18 protein-coding genes are annotated in these 17492 nt (G+C 31.9%); 8 read left to right on the top strand and 10 right to left on the bottom strand.

From position 1 onward, the window contains the following. Nucleotides 1–87 precede the first annotated feature (87 nt). From AA076_RS03505 to saeS, 5 genes are all read left to right on the top strand, one after another. Complete coding sequence (locus AA076_RS03505) at nucleotides 88–672, top strand: hypothetical protein (RefSeq protein WP_000637687.1); 585 nt, start codon at nucleotides 88–90, stop codon at nucleotides 670–672. A gap of 279 nt (nucleotides 673–951) precedes the next feature. Next, a complete protein-coding gene (locus tag AA076_RS03500; RefSeq protein WP_001093553.1) occupies nucleotides 952–1392 on the top strand; it encodes a DM13 domain-containing protein in 441 nt (146 codons plus the stop codon). A gap of 341 nt (nucleotides 1393–1733) precedes the next feature. Next, nucleotides 1734–2207 (top strand): DoxX family membrane protein, encoded by a 474-nt coding sequence (locus AA076_RS03495; protein WP_001037807.1) that lies wholly within the window; start codon nucleotides 1734–1736, stop codon nucleotides 2205–2207. Continuing rightward, complete coding sequence (saeR, locus tag AA076_RS03490; protein ID WP_000149344.1) at nucleotides 2182–2868, top strand: response regulator transcription factor SaeR; 687 nt, start codon at nucleotides 2182–2184, stop codon at nucleotides 2866–2868. Before AA076_RS03495 ends, saeR begins: the two co-directional genes overlap by 26 nt. Continuing rightward, complete coding sequence (gene saeS, locus AA076_RS03485) at nucleotides 2868–3923, top strand: two-component system sensor histidine kinase SaeS (RefSeq protein WP_000244412.1); 1056 nt, start codon at nucleotides 2868–2870, stop codon at nucleotides 3921–3923. Before saeR ends, saeS begins: the two co-directional genes overlap by 1 nt. 71 nt (nucleotides 3924–3994) lie before the next feature. Here saeS and csbB read toward each other — a convergent pair whose 3' ends face one another. From csbB to norA, 10 genes are all read right to left on the bottom strand, one after another. Continuing rightward, nucleotides 3995–4978, bottom strand: a complete 984-nt coding sequence (gene csbB, locus AA076_RS03480) for a lipoteichoic acid-specific glycosylation protein CsbB (RefSeq protein WP_000702782.1) — start codon at nucleotides 4976–4978, stop codon at nucleotides 3995–3997. A 131-nt stretch (nucleotides 4979–5109) separates the two neighbouring features. Next, a complete protein-coding gene (locus tag AA076_RS03475) occupies nucleotides 5110–5949 on the bottom strand; it encodes an aldo/keto reductase (protein WP_000931237.1) in 840 nt (279 codons plus the stop codon). A 221-nt stretch (nucleotides 5950–6170) separates the two neighbouring features. Further along, a complete protein-coding gene (locus AA076_RS03470; RefSeq protein ID WP_000450257.1) occupies nucleotides 6171–7520 on the bottom strand; it encodes a hemolysin family protein in 1350 nt (449 codons plus the stop codon). Nucleotides 7521–7740: 220 nt separating this feature from the next. Continuing rightward, nucleotides 7741–8922, bottom strand: a complete 1182-nt coding sequence (nagA, locus tag AA076_RS03465; protein WP_001292245.1) for an N-acetylglucosamine-6-phosphate deacetylase — start codon at nucleotides 8920–8922, stop codon at nucleotides 7741–7743. A gap of 307 nt (nucleotides 8923–9229) precedes the next feature. Further along, a complete protein-coding gene (locus tag AA076_RS03455) occupies nucleotides 9230–11188 on the bottom strand; it encodes a PTS fructose transporter subunit IIABC (protein ID WP_001266541.1) in 1959 nt (652 codons plus the stop codon). A gap of 5 nt (nucleotides 11189–11193) precedes the next feature. After that, nucleotides 11194–12114: a 1-phosphofructokinase gene (gene pfkB, locus AA076_RS03450; protein WP_000640743.1), complete on the bottom strand. Its 921-nt coding sequence runs from the start codon at nucleotides 12112–12114 to the stop codon at nucleotides 11194–11196. Beyond that, nucleotides 12111–12875: a DeoR/GlpR family DNA-binding transcription regulator gene (locus AA076_RS03445; RefSeq protein WP_000972699.1), complete on the bottom strand. Its 765-nt coding sequence runs from the start codon at nucleotides 12873–12875 to the stop codon at nucleotides 12111–12113. Before AA076_RS03445 ends, pfkB begins: the two co-directional genes overlap by 4 nt. A gap of 249 nt (nucleotides 12876–13124) precedes the next feature. Then, on the bottom strand, nucleotides 13125–13607 hold the full coding sequence (gene ybaK / locus AA076_RS03440) for a Cys-tRNA(Pro) deacylase (RefSeq protein WP_001107241.1): 483 nt from the start codon (nucleotides 13605–13607) through the stop codon (nucleotides 13125–13127). A gap of 173 nt (nucleotides 13608–13780) precedes the next feature. Further along, a complete protein-coding gene (locus AA076_RS03435) occupies nucleotides 13781–14233 on the bottom strand; it encodes a hypothetical protein (RefSeq protein WP_000216727.1) in 453 nt (150 codons plus the stop codon). Nucleotides 14234–14525: 292 nt separating this feature from the next. Further along, entirely contained in the window at nucleotides 14526–15692 is a 1167-nt protein-coding gene (gene norA, locus AA076_RS03430) for a multidrug efflux MFS transporter NorA (protein WP_001041272.1), read from the bottom strand. Nucleotides 15693–15900: 208 nt separating this feature from the next. Between norA and AA076_RS03425 the strand changes: the two genes are divergently transcribed. The 3 genes from AA076_RS03425 (at nucleotide 15901) to AA076_RS03415 (ending at nucleotide 17407) form a co-directional block, all read left to right on the top strand. Beyond that, a complete protein-coding gene (locus AA076_RS03425; protein WP_000776018.1) occupies nucleotides 15901–16323 on the top strand; it encodes a PPC domain-containing DNA-binding protein in 423 nt (140 codons plus the stop codon). A 185-nt stretch (nucleotides 16324–16508) separates the two neighbouring features. Beyond that, nucleotides 16509–17126, top strand: a complete 618-nt coding sequence (locus AA076_RS03420; RefSeq protein ID WP_001191874.1) for a DUF1361 domain-containing protein — start codon at nucleotides 16509–16511, stop codon at nucleotides 17124–17126. Then, the gene (locus tag AA076_RS03415; RefSeq protein WP_000154465.1) at nucleotides 17123–17407 is read left to right on the top strand and encodes a hypothetical protein; all 285 of its coding nucleotides are present in this window, start codon (nucleotides 17123–17125) and stop codon (nucleotides 17405–17407) included. The genes AA076_RS03420 and AA076_RS03415 overlap by 4 nt, the downstream gene beginning before the upstream one ends. The last annotated feature ends 85 nt before the right edge of the window (nucleotides 17408–17492 follow it).

Here is a 17492-nt window from a genome sequence, read left to right as displayed (position 1 = left end):
TTTTACTTTTTGCAAGTCATATCTAATGAATAACAATATATTAATTGATATAATAGTTGATTGAAGTATAACGAACAGGAGTCCATCATGATTGTATATATATTAATTAATATTGCTATCGTCGTACTTATAACTGGATTCAATTTATATAGGCATCAAATGCAACATTTATCATTAAGTGCAATGTTGTTATCTATTACGATAAACGCCTTTATAAATACATTCATAATTGATAAATATAACTTTATTACTCTGTGTACTATAACGATGTTTATCATTTGGACGATACTACAGTTTTACATTGATAAAAAATTAAAACCTGTATACATTACAGACCAAAAATTTATTGCTATCATATTAACGATTGTTGTCAGTTTAACGCAACGTGTTACCGACTTTTCAAGTACACAATCAATATATATGTCTATTCCATTTTTAGCCCCTGCCATTTTCATCATTGGTGGTATTATGTTGTTTATTTCAACATTTAATAGCTTAGATGAAACTGCTGAAAATAATAACAAAATAAAGAAACTAATGATTAAAGGACTTATCATTATTAACATTTCATTTATCGTTATGATGGTTTTAACACCATATTGGTACTTGTATTTAATCGTCTATCTTATTTTCTTGTTGTTTTTATTGTGGCAAAAGGTTTATAAATTTTAATACCAAAACTATTAAACACTTCTGATATTCTTAGTTCAAAATATCAGAAGTGTTTTATAGTGTTATCTAGTTCAGATAAATATTTCCTTACTTAAAAAAACGCCCTCCTCTTATTTTGACCCCTATTTATTTAAATCAGACAATTATTTTCATTTTCAAATTATTCTTTCTTCAATATTAGTTAAGCGATATTTAAACGAAGTTAAGAATTAGTTAATGGCATATTATTTGCCTTCATTTTAAACTTAACTTATCAAATTGAAGAAATGAGGAGTTAGCATGAATACAAAATATTTTTTAGCAGCTGGTGCTGTTATCACAACATTAGCTTTAGGTGCTTGTGGTAATTCTAATTCACAAGATCAAGGTAACAAAACTGAACAAAAAACAAAGTCAGAAGATAGCAATGTTAAAACTGATAAAACAAAACACCTAACAGGTACATTCAGTTCTAAAAACGGTGAAACTGTTGAAGGTAAAGCTGAGATTAAAAATGGTAAATTAATGCTTACTAACTACAAATCATCAAAAGGTCCAGATTTATACGTCTACCTAACAAAAAATGGCGACATTAAAAACGGTAAAGAAATCGCAATGGTTGACTACGATAAAGAAAAACAAACATTTGATCTTAAAAATGTAGATTTAAGCAAATATGATGAAGTAACAATCTATTGTAAAAAAGCTCACGTCATCTTCGGCGGCGCTAAATTAAAATAATCAATTTCTGAGTTAAACTTTTATTTACAACATACTATTACTATACATTACAAATTTTTAAAATATACATTACACTCATTACTCAATGGAAAGCGTATGATTTCACAGCCCCCCTAGCTTGTAGAAATCATACTTTCCTTTTTTCAATATATATACAACTATTAAATCCCATAAGATTGCAGAGCACATAAGTAAATTTTTTTAGAGCTTGAGGTTTGTTTAGCTTAAGCAACCCATGAGCTCAAACACTTCCTGTTCACATAACACTACAAATCGCATTATGTTGCTTAATCTTATGTTTATATAAATTACACACAATAAATAGAAAGAATGTGAACATCATGAATAAATTATTGCTACTCGTTACATTTATCATTCGTGTGGGTTCAGGTATTGTTATGTTAATGCAAGGCTACGAAAAATTAACGGGCGGATTTACGCTGAAAGGTTTAGTACCAGTCATCGCTAACAATACTGATTCACCAGAGTGGTATAAGTGGTTTTTCGCAAATATAGTTGCACATACGACGTCATTATTTGATATTGTTGTCCCACTCGGAGAGATTGCAATTGGATTAGGTTTAATTTTTGGAGTTTTTGCATATGCTGCTAGTTTCTTTGGAGCCTTTGTTATGATAAATTATATCTTAGCAGATATGATATTTACGTATCCTCTTCAATTAACTTTCTTTATCCTTTTACTAATGAGTCACTCATTGTTAAAACAGATTTCACTTAAAGAAATCATTAATTACTTTAGAGGTCGTAAGAACAGAGGTGAAAAAATAGATGACCCACTTACTGATCGTGGATGATGAACAAGACATTGTAGACATTTGTCAAACCTATTTTGAATATGAAGGTTACAAAGTAACAACGACAACTAGCGGTAAAGAAGCAATTTCTTTACTATCAAATGATATTGATATCATGGTACTTGATATCATGATGCCAGAAGTTAATGGTTACGACATTGTCAAAGAAATGAAAAGGCAAAAATTAGATATCCCCTTTATCTATTTAACTGCCAAAACACAAGAACATGATACCATTTACGCCTTAACTTTAGGTGCAGATGACTATGTCAAAAAACCATTTAGTCCAAGGGAACTCGTTTTACGTATTAATAATTTACTTACAAGAATGAAGAAATACCATCATCAACCAGTTGAACAACTGTCGTTTGATGAATTAACACTTATTAACTTAAGTAAAGTTGTGACTGTAAATGGTCACGAAGTCCCTATGCGTATTAAGGAATTTGAGTTATTGTGGTATTTAGCTTCTAGAGAAAATGAAGTTATTTCTAAATCAGAATTACTTGAAAAAGTTTGGGGATATGACTATTACGAAGATGCTAATACCGTGAATGTCCATATACACCGTATTAGAGAAAAATTAGAAAAAGAGAGCTTTACAACATATACCATCACAACTGTATGGGGATTAGGATATAAATTTGAAAGGAGCCGATAATGGTGTTATCAATTAGAAGTCAAATCATTATTGGCGTCGTATCGAGTATACTATTAACTTCAACTATTTTAGCAATTGCATATATTTTAATGTGGTTTAACGGCCATATGACACTAACTTTGACCTTAACGACAATAATTACAAGCTGTTTAACCTTATTAATATGTAGTATTTTTATTAATCCACTTATACAAAAAATTAAGCAGTTTAATATAAAAACTAAGCAATTTGCTAACGGAAATTACGCAAGCAATGATAAAACGTTTAATTCACCAAAAGAAATTTATGAATTAAATCAATCTTTTAATAAAATGGCTTCTGAAATTACGCAACAAATGAATCAAATTAAATCCGAACAACAAGAAAAAACAGAACTGATTCAAAACTTAGCCCATGATTTAAAAACACCTTTAGCAAGCATTATTTCATATTCTGAAGGACTACGTGATGGTATAATCACTAAGGATCATGAGATTAAAGAGTCATACGACATATTAATTAAACAAGCAAACAGATTATCAACATTATTTGATGATATGACTCATATTATCACTTTAAATACAGGTAAAACATATCCCCCAGAATTAATACAACTAGACCAATTACTTGTATCAATATTGCAACCATATGAGCAACGTATCAAACATGAAAACCGCACATTAGAAGTGAATTTCTGTAACGAAATTGATGCATTTTATCAATATCGAACGCCACTTGAGCGTATTTTAACAAACTTACTTGATAATGCGCTAAAATTTTCAAATGTTGGTAGTCGCATTGATATTAATATTAGTGAAAACGAAGATCAAGATACTATCGACATTGCTATTAGCGATGAAGGTATTGGCATTATACCAGAACTACAAGAACGTATATTCGAACGTACATTCAGAGTAGAAAACTCTCGTAATACAAAAACGGGTGGTTCTGGATTAGGCTTATATATAGCTAATGAACTCGCGCAACAAAATAACGCAAAAATCAGTGTAAGCAGTGATATAGATGTAGGAACTACGATGACTGTAACATTACACAAATTAGACATTACGTCATAATCCGATTTATTTATAAAATAAAATGCAAAGACTAAAAAGAAGCTCCCATTAATGAGGGCTTCTTTTTTTGTTTATTTAGAATAAACTTTATGGGTATCCTTCTCATCATTTTCAAGACTTGAAAGATTTGTAGCTTGAATAATATATTTAGGACGTGCCTTAACTTCATAATATATCCTGCCAATATATTCACCTACAACACCAATTGAAATTAACTGTATGCCGCCTAATAATAAAATAGCTGCAATCGTTGAAAAATATCCCGGAATATTAACACCAGATATCATAATATTGATGAATAAATAGATAATATATAACACGCTTATTGAAAAGATAAACAAGCCAAGATAAATCATCATTCTCAAAGGTTTACTATTAAAGGAAATCAATCCATCAATACCATAATTAAATAACTTTTTAAAGGACCACTTAGATTCCCCTTTTTGTCTCTCAACATTTTGATACGTAAACACTTTAGTATTATAGCCTATCCATTCAAATAACCCTTTTGAAAATCGATTATATTCTTCAAGTGATGCAATGGATTTAACAGCTCTTTGGCTTAAAAGTCTAAAATCACCAACACCATCATCAAATTGTACTTCTTCTACAAAGCAATTAACTAACTTATAATACAAATGGCTTAATGTTTTGCGACTAAAATTTTCACCACTTCTATCACGCTTTGCAATCACTTGATCATAGCCTTCCATAAAACCTTCAACCATTTTCGGAATATATTCAGGTGGATGTTGCAAATCACAATCTATCATGATGACTGCATCAAATTCAGTACTATGCTGGTAACCTGCAATCATAGCTGCTTCTTTTCCAAAATTTCTACTAAAAGAAATAAAGCTGACATGCCTATCTATTGTGGCAAGATGTTGCATTTCATCTATAGTGGTATCCGTACTACCATCATCTATGAAAAGCATATTATAATCATAGCCTTTCACACTACTATCTTGTGAAAGTATTTCAGTTAATTGTTGATGTGTTTGTGTAATGACTTCCCCTTCATTAAAACAAGGAATGACGACTCTAATTTTCATCTATGTCCATCCTTTTTATTTAAAAGATTTTGAATGTACCTGAGTATTGTTTTATCAAATAGTAAAAACCAACTCATTTATTTTAATGTACACATTAAAAGGCATTCATAAACGTAAAATTTAACATCCAGTTATTTTAAATCCCCAATTTTCACATCATCTGGATTTTTACCTTGTCTTGCATTTCTATTTAAAGCATCAATTTCAGCTACTTCTGTTAATTCTAAATTAAAATCTAAAATATCTATATTTTCTTGAATGCGTTTAGGTGTCTGAGATTTTGGAATAATAATTCTATTGTGTGCTAAATGCCAACGTAATACAACTTGTGCTGGTGTTTTATGATATTTTTCAGCAATTTTAACAATGACAGGGTCGTCTAGTAGTCCTCTATTTCTCATCAAAGGCATCCATGCAGTCACTTTAATATCGTGACGATCACAAAATTCTTGTAATTCTTGTTGGTTAAAATATGGATGTACCTCAATTTGATTCACCATTGGTTTGATACTTGATTGAGCCATTAATTTTTCTAGATGATGAACATTAAAATTACATACACCTATTGCTTTTACCTTACCTTGCTCGTAAAGTTCTTCCATAGCTTTATATGTTTCTAAAAATAGACCATCTGCTTCACAAGGCCAATGTATTAGAAATAAATCAAGATAATCAGTTTGTAAATTTTCAATCGATTTGTTGAAATATTCGAATGTTTTCTCATAACCTTGATAGTCATTCCATAACTTCGTTGTTATAAACAAATCTTCTCTATCGACGCCATTATCCTTTAATGCTCGTCCTAGTGAAGCCTCATTATCATAAAAGTATGCTGTATCAAACGCTCTATAGCCTGCGTCAATTGCAGCATTTACAACTTTAGTCATATCTTCGTCAGAGATTTTATAAACACCTAACCCAACTGAAGGCATCGGGTATCCATTATTTAATATTTGTATCTCATTCAACATCTTTATATCTCTCCAATCTATGTATCTTTTATATCTTTACATTACCCTAAATTTTTCAACAAACTCAATTAATACGAATTATCGCTTTCAATAAAAATTATTCATTAAATCATTAAAGATATTGAGTTCCAATACTATTTTCACTTTTCATTAATTTTAGTCAAAAAAATAACCAACCAAAAATGAATTAAATCATTCTTAGTTGGTTTATATATTAATATCTATTCTGATTTTTCATCTTCATCAGACTGTCCGATAGTAGGTCTCGCTTCATTAAATTCATAGTTTAATATCACCCAAATAATTTGGTGGTTATCGATTTCTGAAACAACCCAGCGATCATAAGTTGTATCCACGTAATCATCTTTTTGTAAATTGGTATTACGAGATTGTAACCATCCACCTATCGTATCAATATCCTCAGAGTCATCAAATTCTATACCGAACTCTTCAGTTAAATCATCCAATAGTACTCTGCCATTTACTTGGAATGTCTTATTATCAATTTTAACGATATCATTCACTTCATCATCATCAAATTCATCACGAATTTCTCCAACGATTTCTTCTAAAATATCTTCCATCGTTAAAATACCTGCCGTTCCACCATATTCATCTATAATAAGACTCATATGTACATGTTCACGTTGCATTCTAATTAATGCATCACTGATACGTGTTGTCTCTGAAATCATTGGCAACTCATGTATATAGTTTGCTATTTTAATCGTTTTTCCAGAAGCGTATTCAGTTAAAAATTCTTTGACGTTAATAAATCCTTTAATGTGGTCTTTATCACCATCATCAGTAATTGGATAACGCGTAAATTGATGTTCTTTTATTGTTTCTAGTAATTCGTCTACATTAAAAGGTTCATTTAGTGTAATCATTTGAGTTCTAGGTACCATTATATCTTTTGCATGTCTTTCATCGAATGAAAAGATATTTTGCATATATGCCAATTCAGTTTGGTTGATTTCTCCACCATTATAACTATTGTTAATAATAATTTTGATTTCTTCTTCTGACATTGCATCAGTTTGGGCATCAGGATTTACACCAAACATTCTAATAATAACACGTGCAGAACCATTCATCAGCCAAATCAATGGTTTCATAATGTTACCGAAATAGAACAATGGTCTTGCATATACTAAAGCAAGCTTTTCAGTATGTTGAATAGCTATAGATTTAGGCGCTAATTCACCAAGTACTACATGCAAATACGTAACGATTATAAATGACACTGCAAACGAAATCGTCGTCGTTAATGCAGTTGGTAAATTGATTGCTTCAAATATTGGGTGTAATAGCTTTTCAAACGTTGGTTCACCAAGCCAACCTAACCCTAAAGATGTTACTGTTATACCTAACTGACAAGCAGAAAGATAATAATCTAGATTAGCAATCATCTTTTTTACTATTTTAGCAGGTTTATTTCCTTCATCTGCTAGCTGTTCAATTCTTGTTGCTCTAATTTTTACTAATGCAAATTCTGAACCAACAAATACAGTGGTTAATGCAATTAATAGAATAAATATAATCAAACTAATTATGGTCGAAGTTTCCAATTAATTCCCTATTTCTAGGGATTCACCTCCATGTTATATGTGTCACTCATGGGTAACACGCATTCAAATTTATCACTATGACTTAAATTACAACTACATGTTATCGCCTTCCCATTTAGACACCCCCAGAAAAAAATGTTATTGCTTCTATTTTATCATAATATAAAGTGCTTATGTTAACAGATTAAATCTATTGCATACATTTAATTATGATTATTTATTAGCTAAATGTGTGAACCTTGCCTTGTTTTATTGTAGATTTTACATTCATATCATCATCTAGAATAACAAGATCTGCATCCTTATTTACTTTAATACTACCTTTTCTATCATCGATACCTAATGCAATGGCTTGATTTAAACTTGTTACTCGCCATAAATGATCTAATGTATCACCTGTAAATGATATTAAGTTACGTAACCCATGATTCATTTTTAAAATACTACCAGCAAGCGCACCATTTGCAAGACGTGCTTGTTGCGATTGAACAGTTACTTTTTGTCCACCCAAATCATATTCTCCTTCAGGCATACCTTTTGCACGCATTGCATCGGTAATTAAATAAAAACGTTCATTACCTTTCATACGGTAAGCAATTGCAACCGATGCCGGATGAGAATGAGTGCCATCAACAATCATTTCGGTATGTAGAGCATCATTCAACCATGCTGCTCCAAAAACACCTGGTTCTCTATGTTGGAATGGCGTCGCTGCATTATATAAATGCGTGACATGTTTAGCTCCTCGCTCAACAGCTTCAACTGCTTCTTCGTATGTTGCTACTGTATGACCAATTGAAAAAATAATGTCATCTTTATACGTTTCAAGCGCTTCTTTTGCACCTTCAATTTCAGGTGCAAACGTCATAATCTTTATTAATCCGTTAGCAGTCTCTTGAAAATGTTTAATCTTATCGATAAATGGGCGTACAACGTATTGCGGATGTTGAGCACCAACTTTATTTTCAGATATAAATGGTCCTTCTAAATGTATACCTACAATTTCCGCTGCATTGTGAACATCTTGCTCCGCTTCATATTTAGCAATATTTGTAAGTGCATTATCTATTTTATCAGTCGATTGCGTCATTGTAGTGGCCAAGTATGATGTCGTCCCTTCAGACAACAAATTTTCGGATAGATATTTTAAGCCATCGTATGACCCATCCATTGCATCTTGACCATAACCACCATGAATATGTATATCAATAAAACCTGGTAATACATGATGACCTTTAGCATCAATCACTTGAATTTTATTTGTCGTATCATTATCAATTGCTGCTTTATCATCCACTTCTCCAATTGCAACAATCTGTCCATCTTTCACATGAATGTAACCATTATCGATTTTGCCATCTTCAGTATAAACTTTGCCGTTATATATAATTAATTCTGACACGTATAAACCCTTCTTTATTTATAAATTTTCACTTTAAGACACTCATATTTTACTATATCTGCTTCGTTTGGCATAACTTTTTGCAAAATATTAAAAAAGTCTATACATTTGTGGTGTCTATTTCTTCATTCATTTATCTAAAAATAAAAACACTTTCATATCAATTCATAAAAACTGAATTAATAGAAAGTGTTTTTACAGCTTTGTATAAGCTACCGTTAACACGATATATAAAACTAACATATATTCATTGAACATACAACTTAATATGAAGCTCTTTGCTAACAATCATTTTACATCATTAAAACTACTCGTCCATTGATTTTGAAGCTTCGATTTCTGTTTCAGTTAACTTTGGTTTGATTAAACCGTAAATTAATGCTGAAACTAATGTGCCAACTAGAAGTGCAATAAGAGTTTGAAGTAAGTGTGCACCATCAGTACCAACAATTACAATAATACCACCATGTGGCGCAGTAATTCGTGAACCTAAGCCTAAAGCAATTGCGCCACCTATACCTGAACCAATCATCATTGAAGGAATAACACGTAATGGATCGGCAGCTGCAAATGGAATCGCACCTTCTGTAATAAATGACATACCCATCACATAGTTAGGGATAATTGAACCACGTTGTTCTTTTGTAAATTTACGTCTAAAAATTAACATCGCTGTCGCAATTGCTAACGGTGGAATCATACCACCAATCATTGCAGCTGTAATTGGTGCTGCATTACCTTCAATCAACGCACCTGTTGCAAAAACATATGCCGCTTTGTTGAATGGACCGCCCATATCAATCGCCATCATAGCGCCAATAACTAAACCTAATAATACAATATTAGAACCTGATAAATTGTTTAATCCATCTAATAACAAATGATTTAACCAAGATGCTGGTGGATTAAAGGCATAAATCATCAATAAGCCTGTAGCCGTCACTGTTAATAGTGGATAAATTAATGTTGGCTTTAATCCCTCTAATGCTTGTGGTAACTTACGTGTCATGGCTTTAACACCTTGTGTTAAGTAACCTGCTAAGAAACCTGCAATAATACCACCAATAAATCCTGAACCACCTGAAATTGCTAACATACCACCTACAAGACCTGAAGCGAAACCAGGTTTATCCGCAATACTACGTGCAATGAATCCAGATAAAATTGGAATGATTAACGCGAATGCACTTTTACTACCAATGTTCCAAAGCTGCTCTGCAAACGCATTGTACTCTGAGCTTTTTGGATTAAATGAATTTGCTCCAAATAAAAATACAATTGCCATTAAAATACCACCAGATATTACAAGTGGCAACATGTTAGAAACACCGTTCATTAAGTGTTTATAGAATGCTTTACCTGGGCTTAATTTTTCTTGACTGTCATTTGAGTTACCTTTTCTTTGACCATCACGGGCAACAAAAGGTTTACGACTTGTATCTAATGCTTTATTAATTAATTCTTCTGGGCGTTTAATACCATCTGCTACTGGTACTTCTACGACATTTTTACCATCGAAGCGATCCGTCTCAACATGAACATCAGCAGCAACAATGATACCTGTTGCATTTTCAATATCTTGTTCAGTTAAATGGTTTTTAATGCCGCTTGAACCATTCGTTTCTACTTTAATTTTAATACCCATTTTATCCGCTTGCTTTTTCAATGCATCACGTGCCATATATGTGTGTGCAATACCTGTTGGACAAGCAGTTACTGCTAACACATATGGCTCATTAGATTGTTTAGATGATTGTTCTGCAGTTGCAACTTGTTGTGCTTCAGCTTCTGCCTCTTCTTCTTTTGTCACTTCATCATCAGCCTCATCTATGATCGCTAGTACTTCTTCAGGTGATGAAGCATGTAATAATTTCTCACGTACATTTTCATCCATTAAAATACCAGACAACTTAGCTAAAGCATCTAGATGTGTTTGGGCGCCACCTTCTGGCGCTGCAATCATAAAGAATAAGTGTGCTGGTTGCATATCCAAACTTTGATAATCTACGCCTGCTTTAGATTTACCAAACGCAATAGCTGGTGACTTAACTGCGGCCACTTTGGCATGTGGAATGGCAATACCTTCGCCGATACCAGTTGTACTTTGTGATTCTCGATTGTGAATCGCTTCCTTAAATGACGCGACATCACTTAATTTACCTGCTTTGTCTAATTGATTTACTAACTCATCAATAACACCATTTTTGTCATTTGCCATTAAATCCATTGCTATTGTATCTTTTGTTAATAACTCTGTTACTCTCATTATTTTCACTCCCCATCAAGTACGCTAATCGTAACTTGTGATTTTATTTTTTCTATAGCGTCCCGTGTTGCTAAGTCCTCATCAAATGCCGTGGCAGTACCGCATGCGACTGCTTGTTGGAATGCTTTTTCAATCGTTAAACCTGAAGCAATTCCAGCCACCATGCCTGCAACTGTACTATCACCAGAGCCAACTGTATTAACCACTTTCCCTTGTGGATTAACTGCTTTAATACTGATTTCTTTATCAATATAAATAGCACCATCACCGCCAAGCGAGACAATAACAGATTGCGCACCTTTATCAACTAACAAACGACCATATTTAATAACATCTGTGTCTGAGTTCACTGTTGTATTAAACATCACTTCTAATTCATCTTTATTAGGTTTAATAAATAGTGGATGATATGGTAAAACGCTTTCAGCCAATTCTTTTTCAGCGTCGACTACTAATTTAGCACCTGTCTGTGCTGTAATTTGTGCAATTTGCGCATACGCATCGCTTGGAATACTACTTGGTACACTTCCAGCAACAATAACTATATCTTCGCTTGTTGTATTTTTAATTTGTTGTAACAGTTGTTCAAATTGTGTTGACGTTATATGAGGACCCGGTGCATTGATTTCTGTTTCTTGTCCTGTTTTTAATTTCACATTAATACGTGTATCTTCATCAACTTCAATAAAATTCGATTGAATTGCACTGTTATTTAATGTATCTATAATGAATTTCCCAGGAAATCCACCTGCAAATCCCAAGGCAGTTGACTCAACATCCAATGTCTTTAAGACGCGCGAGACATTAATACCTTTCCCCCCAGCGAATTTATATGTTGCTGTTGCTCTGTTCAAACCATCAATTTTAAAATCATTCGTAAAAATGACATAGTCAATTGAAGGATTGAAAGTCACTGTATAAATCATAAAGTCCCTCCTATAAAGTGATACTTTTGTTGGTATTCTTTTAACGATTCTTGATTTAATGCTTTTTCAGATGTGATGATTGTCGTACTTTCTAGCAAAGGTACACGAGCAAAATATACTTTATTAAACTTAGAATGATCTATAAGTACAAATGATTGATTGGCTAATGACATTGCTGTTTGTTTAACTAATGCCTCTTGCTCATCGGGAGTAGTTAATCCAAGTTCAATATCTAATCCATTCATCCCGATAAAAGCTTTATCGAAACAATATCGTCTTAATATCTCCATAGCACTAGAACCAATCGTAGCAAGTGTATTTTCTTTAACTTGACCACCTAGCATAATTGTTTTAATACCTTTTTTAAGTAAAGCTTCTACATGTGTTAAACCATTGGTTACCACAATGATATCTTTCGCTTGAATATATTTAATTAGCTCCAATGTAGATGAACCAGCATCGATAAATAAGCATTCATTATCGTTGATTTGATTAGCTGCTATTTTAGCAATCATTTTCTTTTCATCAAGATTCGTTGCTAATTTTTCAGTTAAATTCGCCTCAACCATACGATTTTCTTTTAACATTGCACCACCATGCACACGTTGCAATTTCCCTAATTGTTGTAGTTTAGATAAATCTCTTCGTATTGTTGAAGCACTGCAACCAGTTCGATCTATTAATTCTTGTAAAGTCAAAAAATCTTTGTGCGAAAGTTCTTCTAATATTAACTCGTGTCTTTTTTCAGTAATTATCATCATCACCCCATCTCACTTTGTATTATAATGAGTACGCTTTCACTTTTCAATCATAAATTACCAAAAACAATCACAAACACTCAAATTGTGACGATAAAATTACATTTTTATGTTCAAATACTCAATTATAATGACTGTTTATGATCGTAAAATGCTAATTCAATCAAAAAGGAGTGTGGCAGAAATGAATTTTATAAAAATTTCATCTCTGTCACACTCCTAATCTTGCCCCATACTTTTTGTTGTTATTAATCATTCATGGATAACTGCTCCAATTTTGCCTTTAGTTATTGTAATCAAATCCTCAACAGCTATTGTGATTTGCATTGTTCGAAGCCCACCACTCACACTGATATGACTATAATTTTCACACGATTTGTCAACGACTGTTGGAAACAATGTTTTCATACCAACAGGCGAACACCCACCACGAATGTATCCCGTTACATTTTTCAAATTATCTAAAGGCATAAGCTGCAATTTCTTCTCTCCAACCAAAGCAGCTGCCTTTTTCATATCTAAAGTTTCACTTACTGGGATAACAAATACAAAATGTTCATGTTTTGTATTTTCTAGAACAAGCGTTTTAAATACTGTTTTAACATTTGCTTGTATGAGTTCTGCGACTTCTTGACCAGATAAATGTTCTTCTGGTACCTCAAAGCTATGAACTTCGTATTTAATTTTTGCACGATCAAGCATACGCATCGCGTTCGTTTTCTTATTTTTAGCCATTTCAACACCTCATTTATACTTCTTCAGAACTATATTAACATTTTAAAATACATTACGGATTGGTTGATTTTGACATAACATTTACATCATTTTATAAGTTGAATTCACCTTTTTAAATTAAATTATTGCAAAATAAAAACAGTATATCCAATTAGAATACACTGTTCCATCTATTATTTCGTTATTATGCCTTGATTTGAAATACTTACATGTTGCTTACTAGTTGAATTATCATTGGAATACACATAATTATATCCATGATTTGTCTTAGAAATTCTTTCTAAACCATAATTATCATTGATATGCTTATCTGCATAACGATCAGCAATAACTTGGCACTCTTGTTCGTTAAAAGAATTTGATTTATTTGCATTCACACGATGTTTAAAATGATTTTGCTTTTTCACATTTTCATTCACTTCAGATGCTTTAGCAGTATGAATATTGAGAATATCCATTTTCTTTTTATAAGTATCTTCAGTTGATACATTTATCGCGTTAAGCGTATTAATTGTTTTATGTACCTTAGCAAGCGCATCTTCATTTGTTGCTAATATTAATAAACCAATTAAACAAACGGTTAATATTACAGCAACAAAGCCTAAAAATAAATTTTTTACTGTCATCCCCTTACCCACATTTCCTTACTCATTTTTTATCATCTTAACACATTAACGTTAATGAATTAGGTATGTGGATTGCAATTTAAAAAGAATGTAATATTTGTAACATGTTTATTACTCAAAATCATTTTTTGTTACATATAACATTTAAATATAAAGAGTAAAACATTTAGTCAATCGAATCTTTTTAAATGTAAAGCATCGAATTTTCTTAATAAAATTCATAAGAAAAACGATGCTAATCATTCATAATATTACGCTTTACTTTATATCAATATACACCAAAATACTTATGCTACATATTTTGTTCTTTCAATTTTGCTCTATGTTGCTTTTCAATTAAAACAATAACAACACCTGCTAATGAAACACCTATAGCCATATAAATTGGTGCTTCAATGTGTACATCAAATAACGCACCTGCGATTAAAGGACCTATGAAATTACCCATACTAGTGAATGTCGAGTTCAATCCGCCTGCAAAGCCTTGCCTTTCTCCAGCAATATTAGAAAAATAATTTGTAATGGCTGGTCGTATCATATCAAAACCTATGAAGACAACAAAACTGATTAACATTATTGACCAATAGTCATTAGCAAAAACTAATAATATTAAGACAACAACTGAATATAATAATGACCAAGCTATAAATGTTAACTCTGAGAAATACTTCATAAATTTATCGAAGAAATAGATTTGGAAAAGTGCCCCAAATATACCGCCACCCGTAATAGCAATCGAAATATCTTTAGGTGAATAATTTACCTTGTCAGCTGTGTATAGTGAATACAATGTTTCAAATGCAGATAAACCAAACGATAATACAAGTGTTAAAATAACTGGTGTAATAAACACTTTCCAGTTAATTTTCGTTAGCAATTGTGGCTCTAACTTTTGGAAACCACTTGTCGTAGACTTTTTCGGATCGTGAATCAATACAATTGACATTATAAATGCTAGAATACCTAATGCTCCTGCAAAGTAAAATGGCATACGATGTGAAACTTCTGCCATAAATCCACCAATCCCTGGTCCTAAAATGAATCCAGAATTGATAATCGCTGACATGTAGCCAAAGTTTTTTGCTTTTTGATGGCTTGGTGAAATGTCAGCTATTAAACCTGTCACACCAGGCATTACCATACCAGCACTCATACCACCAATCACTCTCGATAACATCAATACCGAAAAATTGTGGCCAACTGCAAACATAAATTCTGACACTGAAAACAAAATTAATCCTATACATATAATTAATTTCTTCCCTAATTTGTCAGCTAGCGTACCACCAAACGGCGATATAATCATTTGAGATAACGCAAAAGCAGCAACTAGTAATCCTAAATCACTACCAGTTAATCCCAAATCTTTTAAATAAACAGGCAAGACTGGTATTACTAAACCGATACCTAAAAAAATCAAGAAAATATTAAAATATAAGACAAAAATCTGTTTATTCATATGCTCACCTCTTTTTTCTCCATGTCATGCTTAAAGCTGTTATTCTTCTTTTCCACGACAGATTGCAATTCATGCTAAATATTCGTAAAAAGTTTCTATATTGTATTACAACATTGCTACATTTGACAATATTTTTTCTTTGTAATTATCACTATTTTCCATTTAATTGTATAATTAATGACATATTAAAATAAAGGGGATTGATCATATGAAATTGCAAAAAAGTAATCATACTATACTACTAGTGTTGGAAAAAGGAGAAGATATCGTTGAATGTATAACAACCTTTGCAGATGACCAAGACTTAACATTTACATCTGTCAGCGGCATTGGTGCATGTGATGACGTTGTATTAAAATTTTTCAATTTAACAACGAAACAATACGAAGAAAAACATATTACTGAGCCACTGGAATTGACGAGCTTATTAGGTAATATTTCTCGTCTAGACAATGGTCATTTTGCACATTTGCATGCTACTTTCGGTACTCAATCATATGAAACTTTTAGCGGACATCTCGCTAAAGCAATTGTTTCTGCAACTGCTGAAATCATTCTTACTGTAACTGATTTGGACATTCAACGTTCATTCAAAGATGCAGTCGGTTTAAATTTACTTGATCCTCAATAGCACTTTACTTTTTAGTTGAATCAAATTTTATTACAAGTTATCATAAGTGCTTAATCATAAATGCATTCTCGTTTATTAATATACTTCAACGAGTTAAATTAAATTTTTAATTAGGAATTGAATGCGTTTATAACTATCACATTTGAATGAATAACTTTTTCATTAGAAAGTAGTGTTTATTATTGATGCAATCTCGATACATCGCTAGAATTTACTTTTTAATTTTATTTATCGTCTCCCTTTTTGAGACTAAAATTTTTCAATTTATGACTTTAAATTTGTTTTTAGCATATATACCTTTTGAGCTTAGTCTATTATTACGATTATTCAAACCGAATAAAAAGTATGAATGGCCACTCTTTATCATATATAGTTTTATATTTGTGTTACTTTTACCAAATACATTTTATATGGTAACTGATTTAATCCATTTGAACCAATTTCAATTCAACTTTTACGCAGGACTAAATTTAAGTGAGTGGAAATACTTTACCTATTTACTGCTTGGTGTCTTCTTAGCGGTTTATGTGATGATTTTAATCTATTTTGAAATACTAACATTGACTTCTCACCGTTGGCTTAATAGATTAATTGTTGTCGTGCTAATGTTTTTAAATGGATTCGGAATTTATATTGGTCGTTTCTTACGCTTACATTCCGTTTATTTCTTTAATGAGCCCTTACATGTTCTAAATCACATTCTAGAAAGTCTAACGCTTAAAACTGCTATGTTTGTATGTTTTATGGTTGTCATGCAAGCAGCAATTCTATTATTTGGAAAAGGAGTGCGTTTGAACAAGTGACAATAAATATAATCGTTTTAATAGTATCTATCATTGTCTTTCAATTGATTATTGGACACATATGGCATGATATTGGTTTAAGTTATTTAAGAAGTATCTTACTCATGATGCTGCCATTTGGACTAGGTGTATTTATACAACAAGTGTCGTATTACGAACGACAATATCCTAAATGGCAAGTGCCTCAAAACATAAAAGTTAGATTGAAATATATTTATCTCGCTACGTTTTTAGAGTATGTCGTACTATACCTCACTTTATTTACGGACATACTAAGATAACATCAAATTAATAAGAAAACTAAATACAACTTATATATTTGAGGAAAGCCAATTTCTATCACATCAATAATAGAAATTGGCTTAT

It is taken from the genome of Staphylococcus aureus, from assembly GCF_001027105.1.
GTDB classification, from domain to species: Bacteria; Bacillota; Bacilli; order Staphylococcales; family Staphylococcaceae; genus Staphylococcus; species Staphylococcus aureus.
Note: the sequence above shows the minus strand (reverse complement) of the source record. Positions and strands in the feature narration are given on the sequence as shown.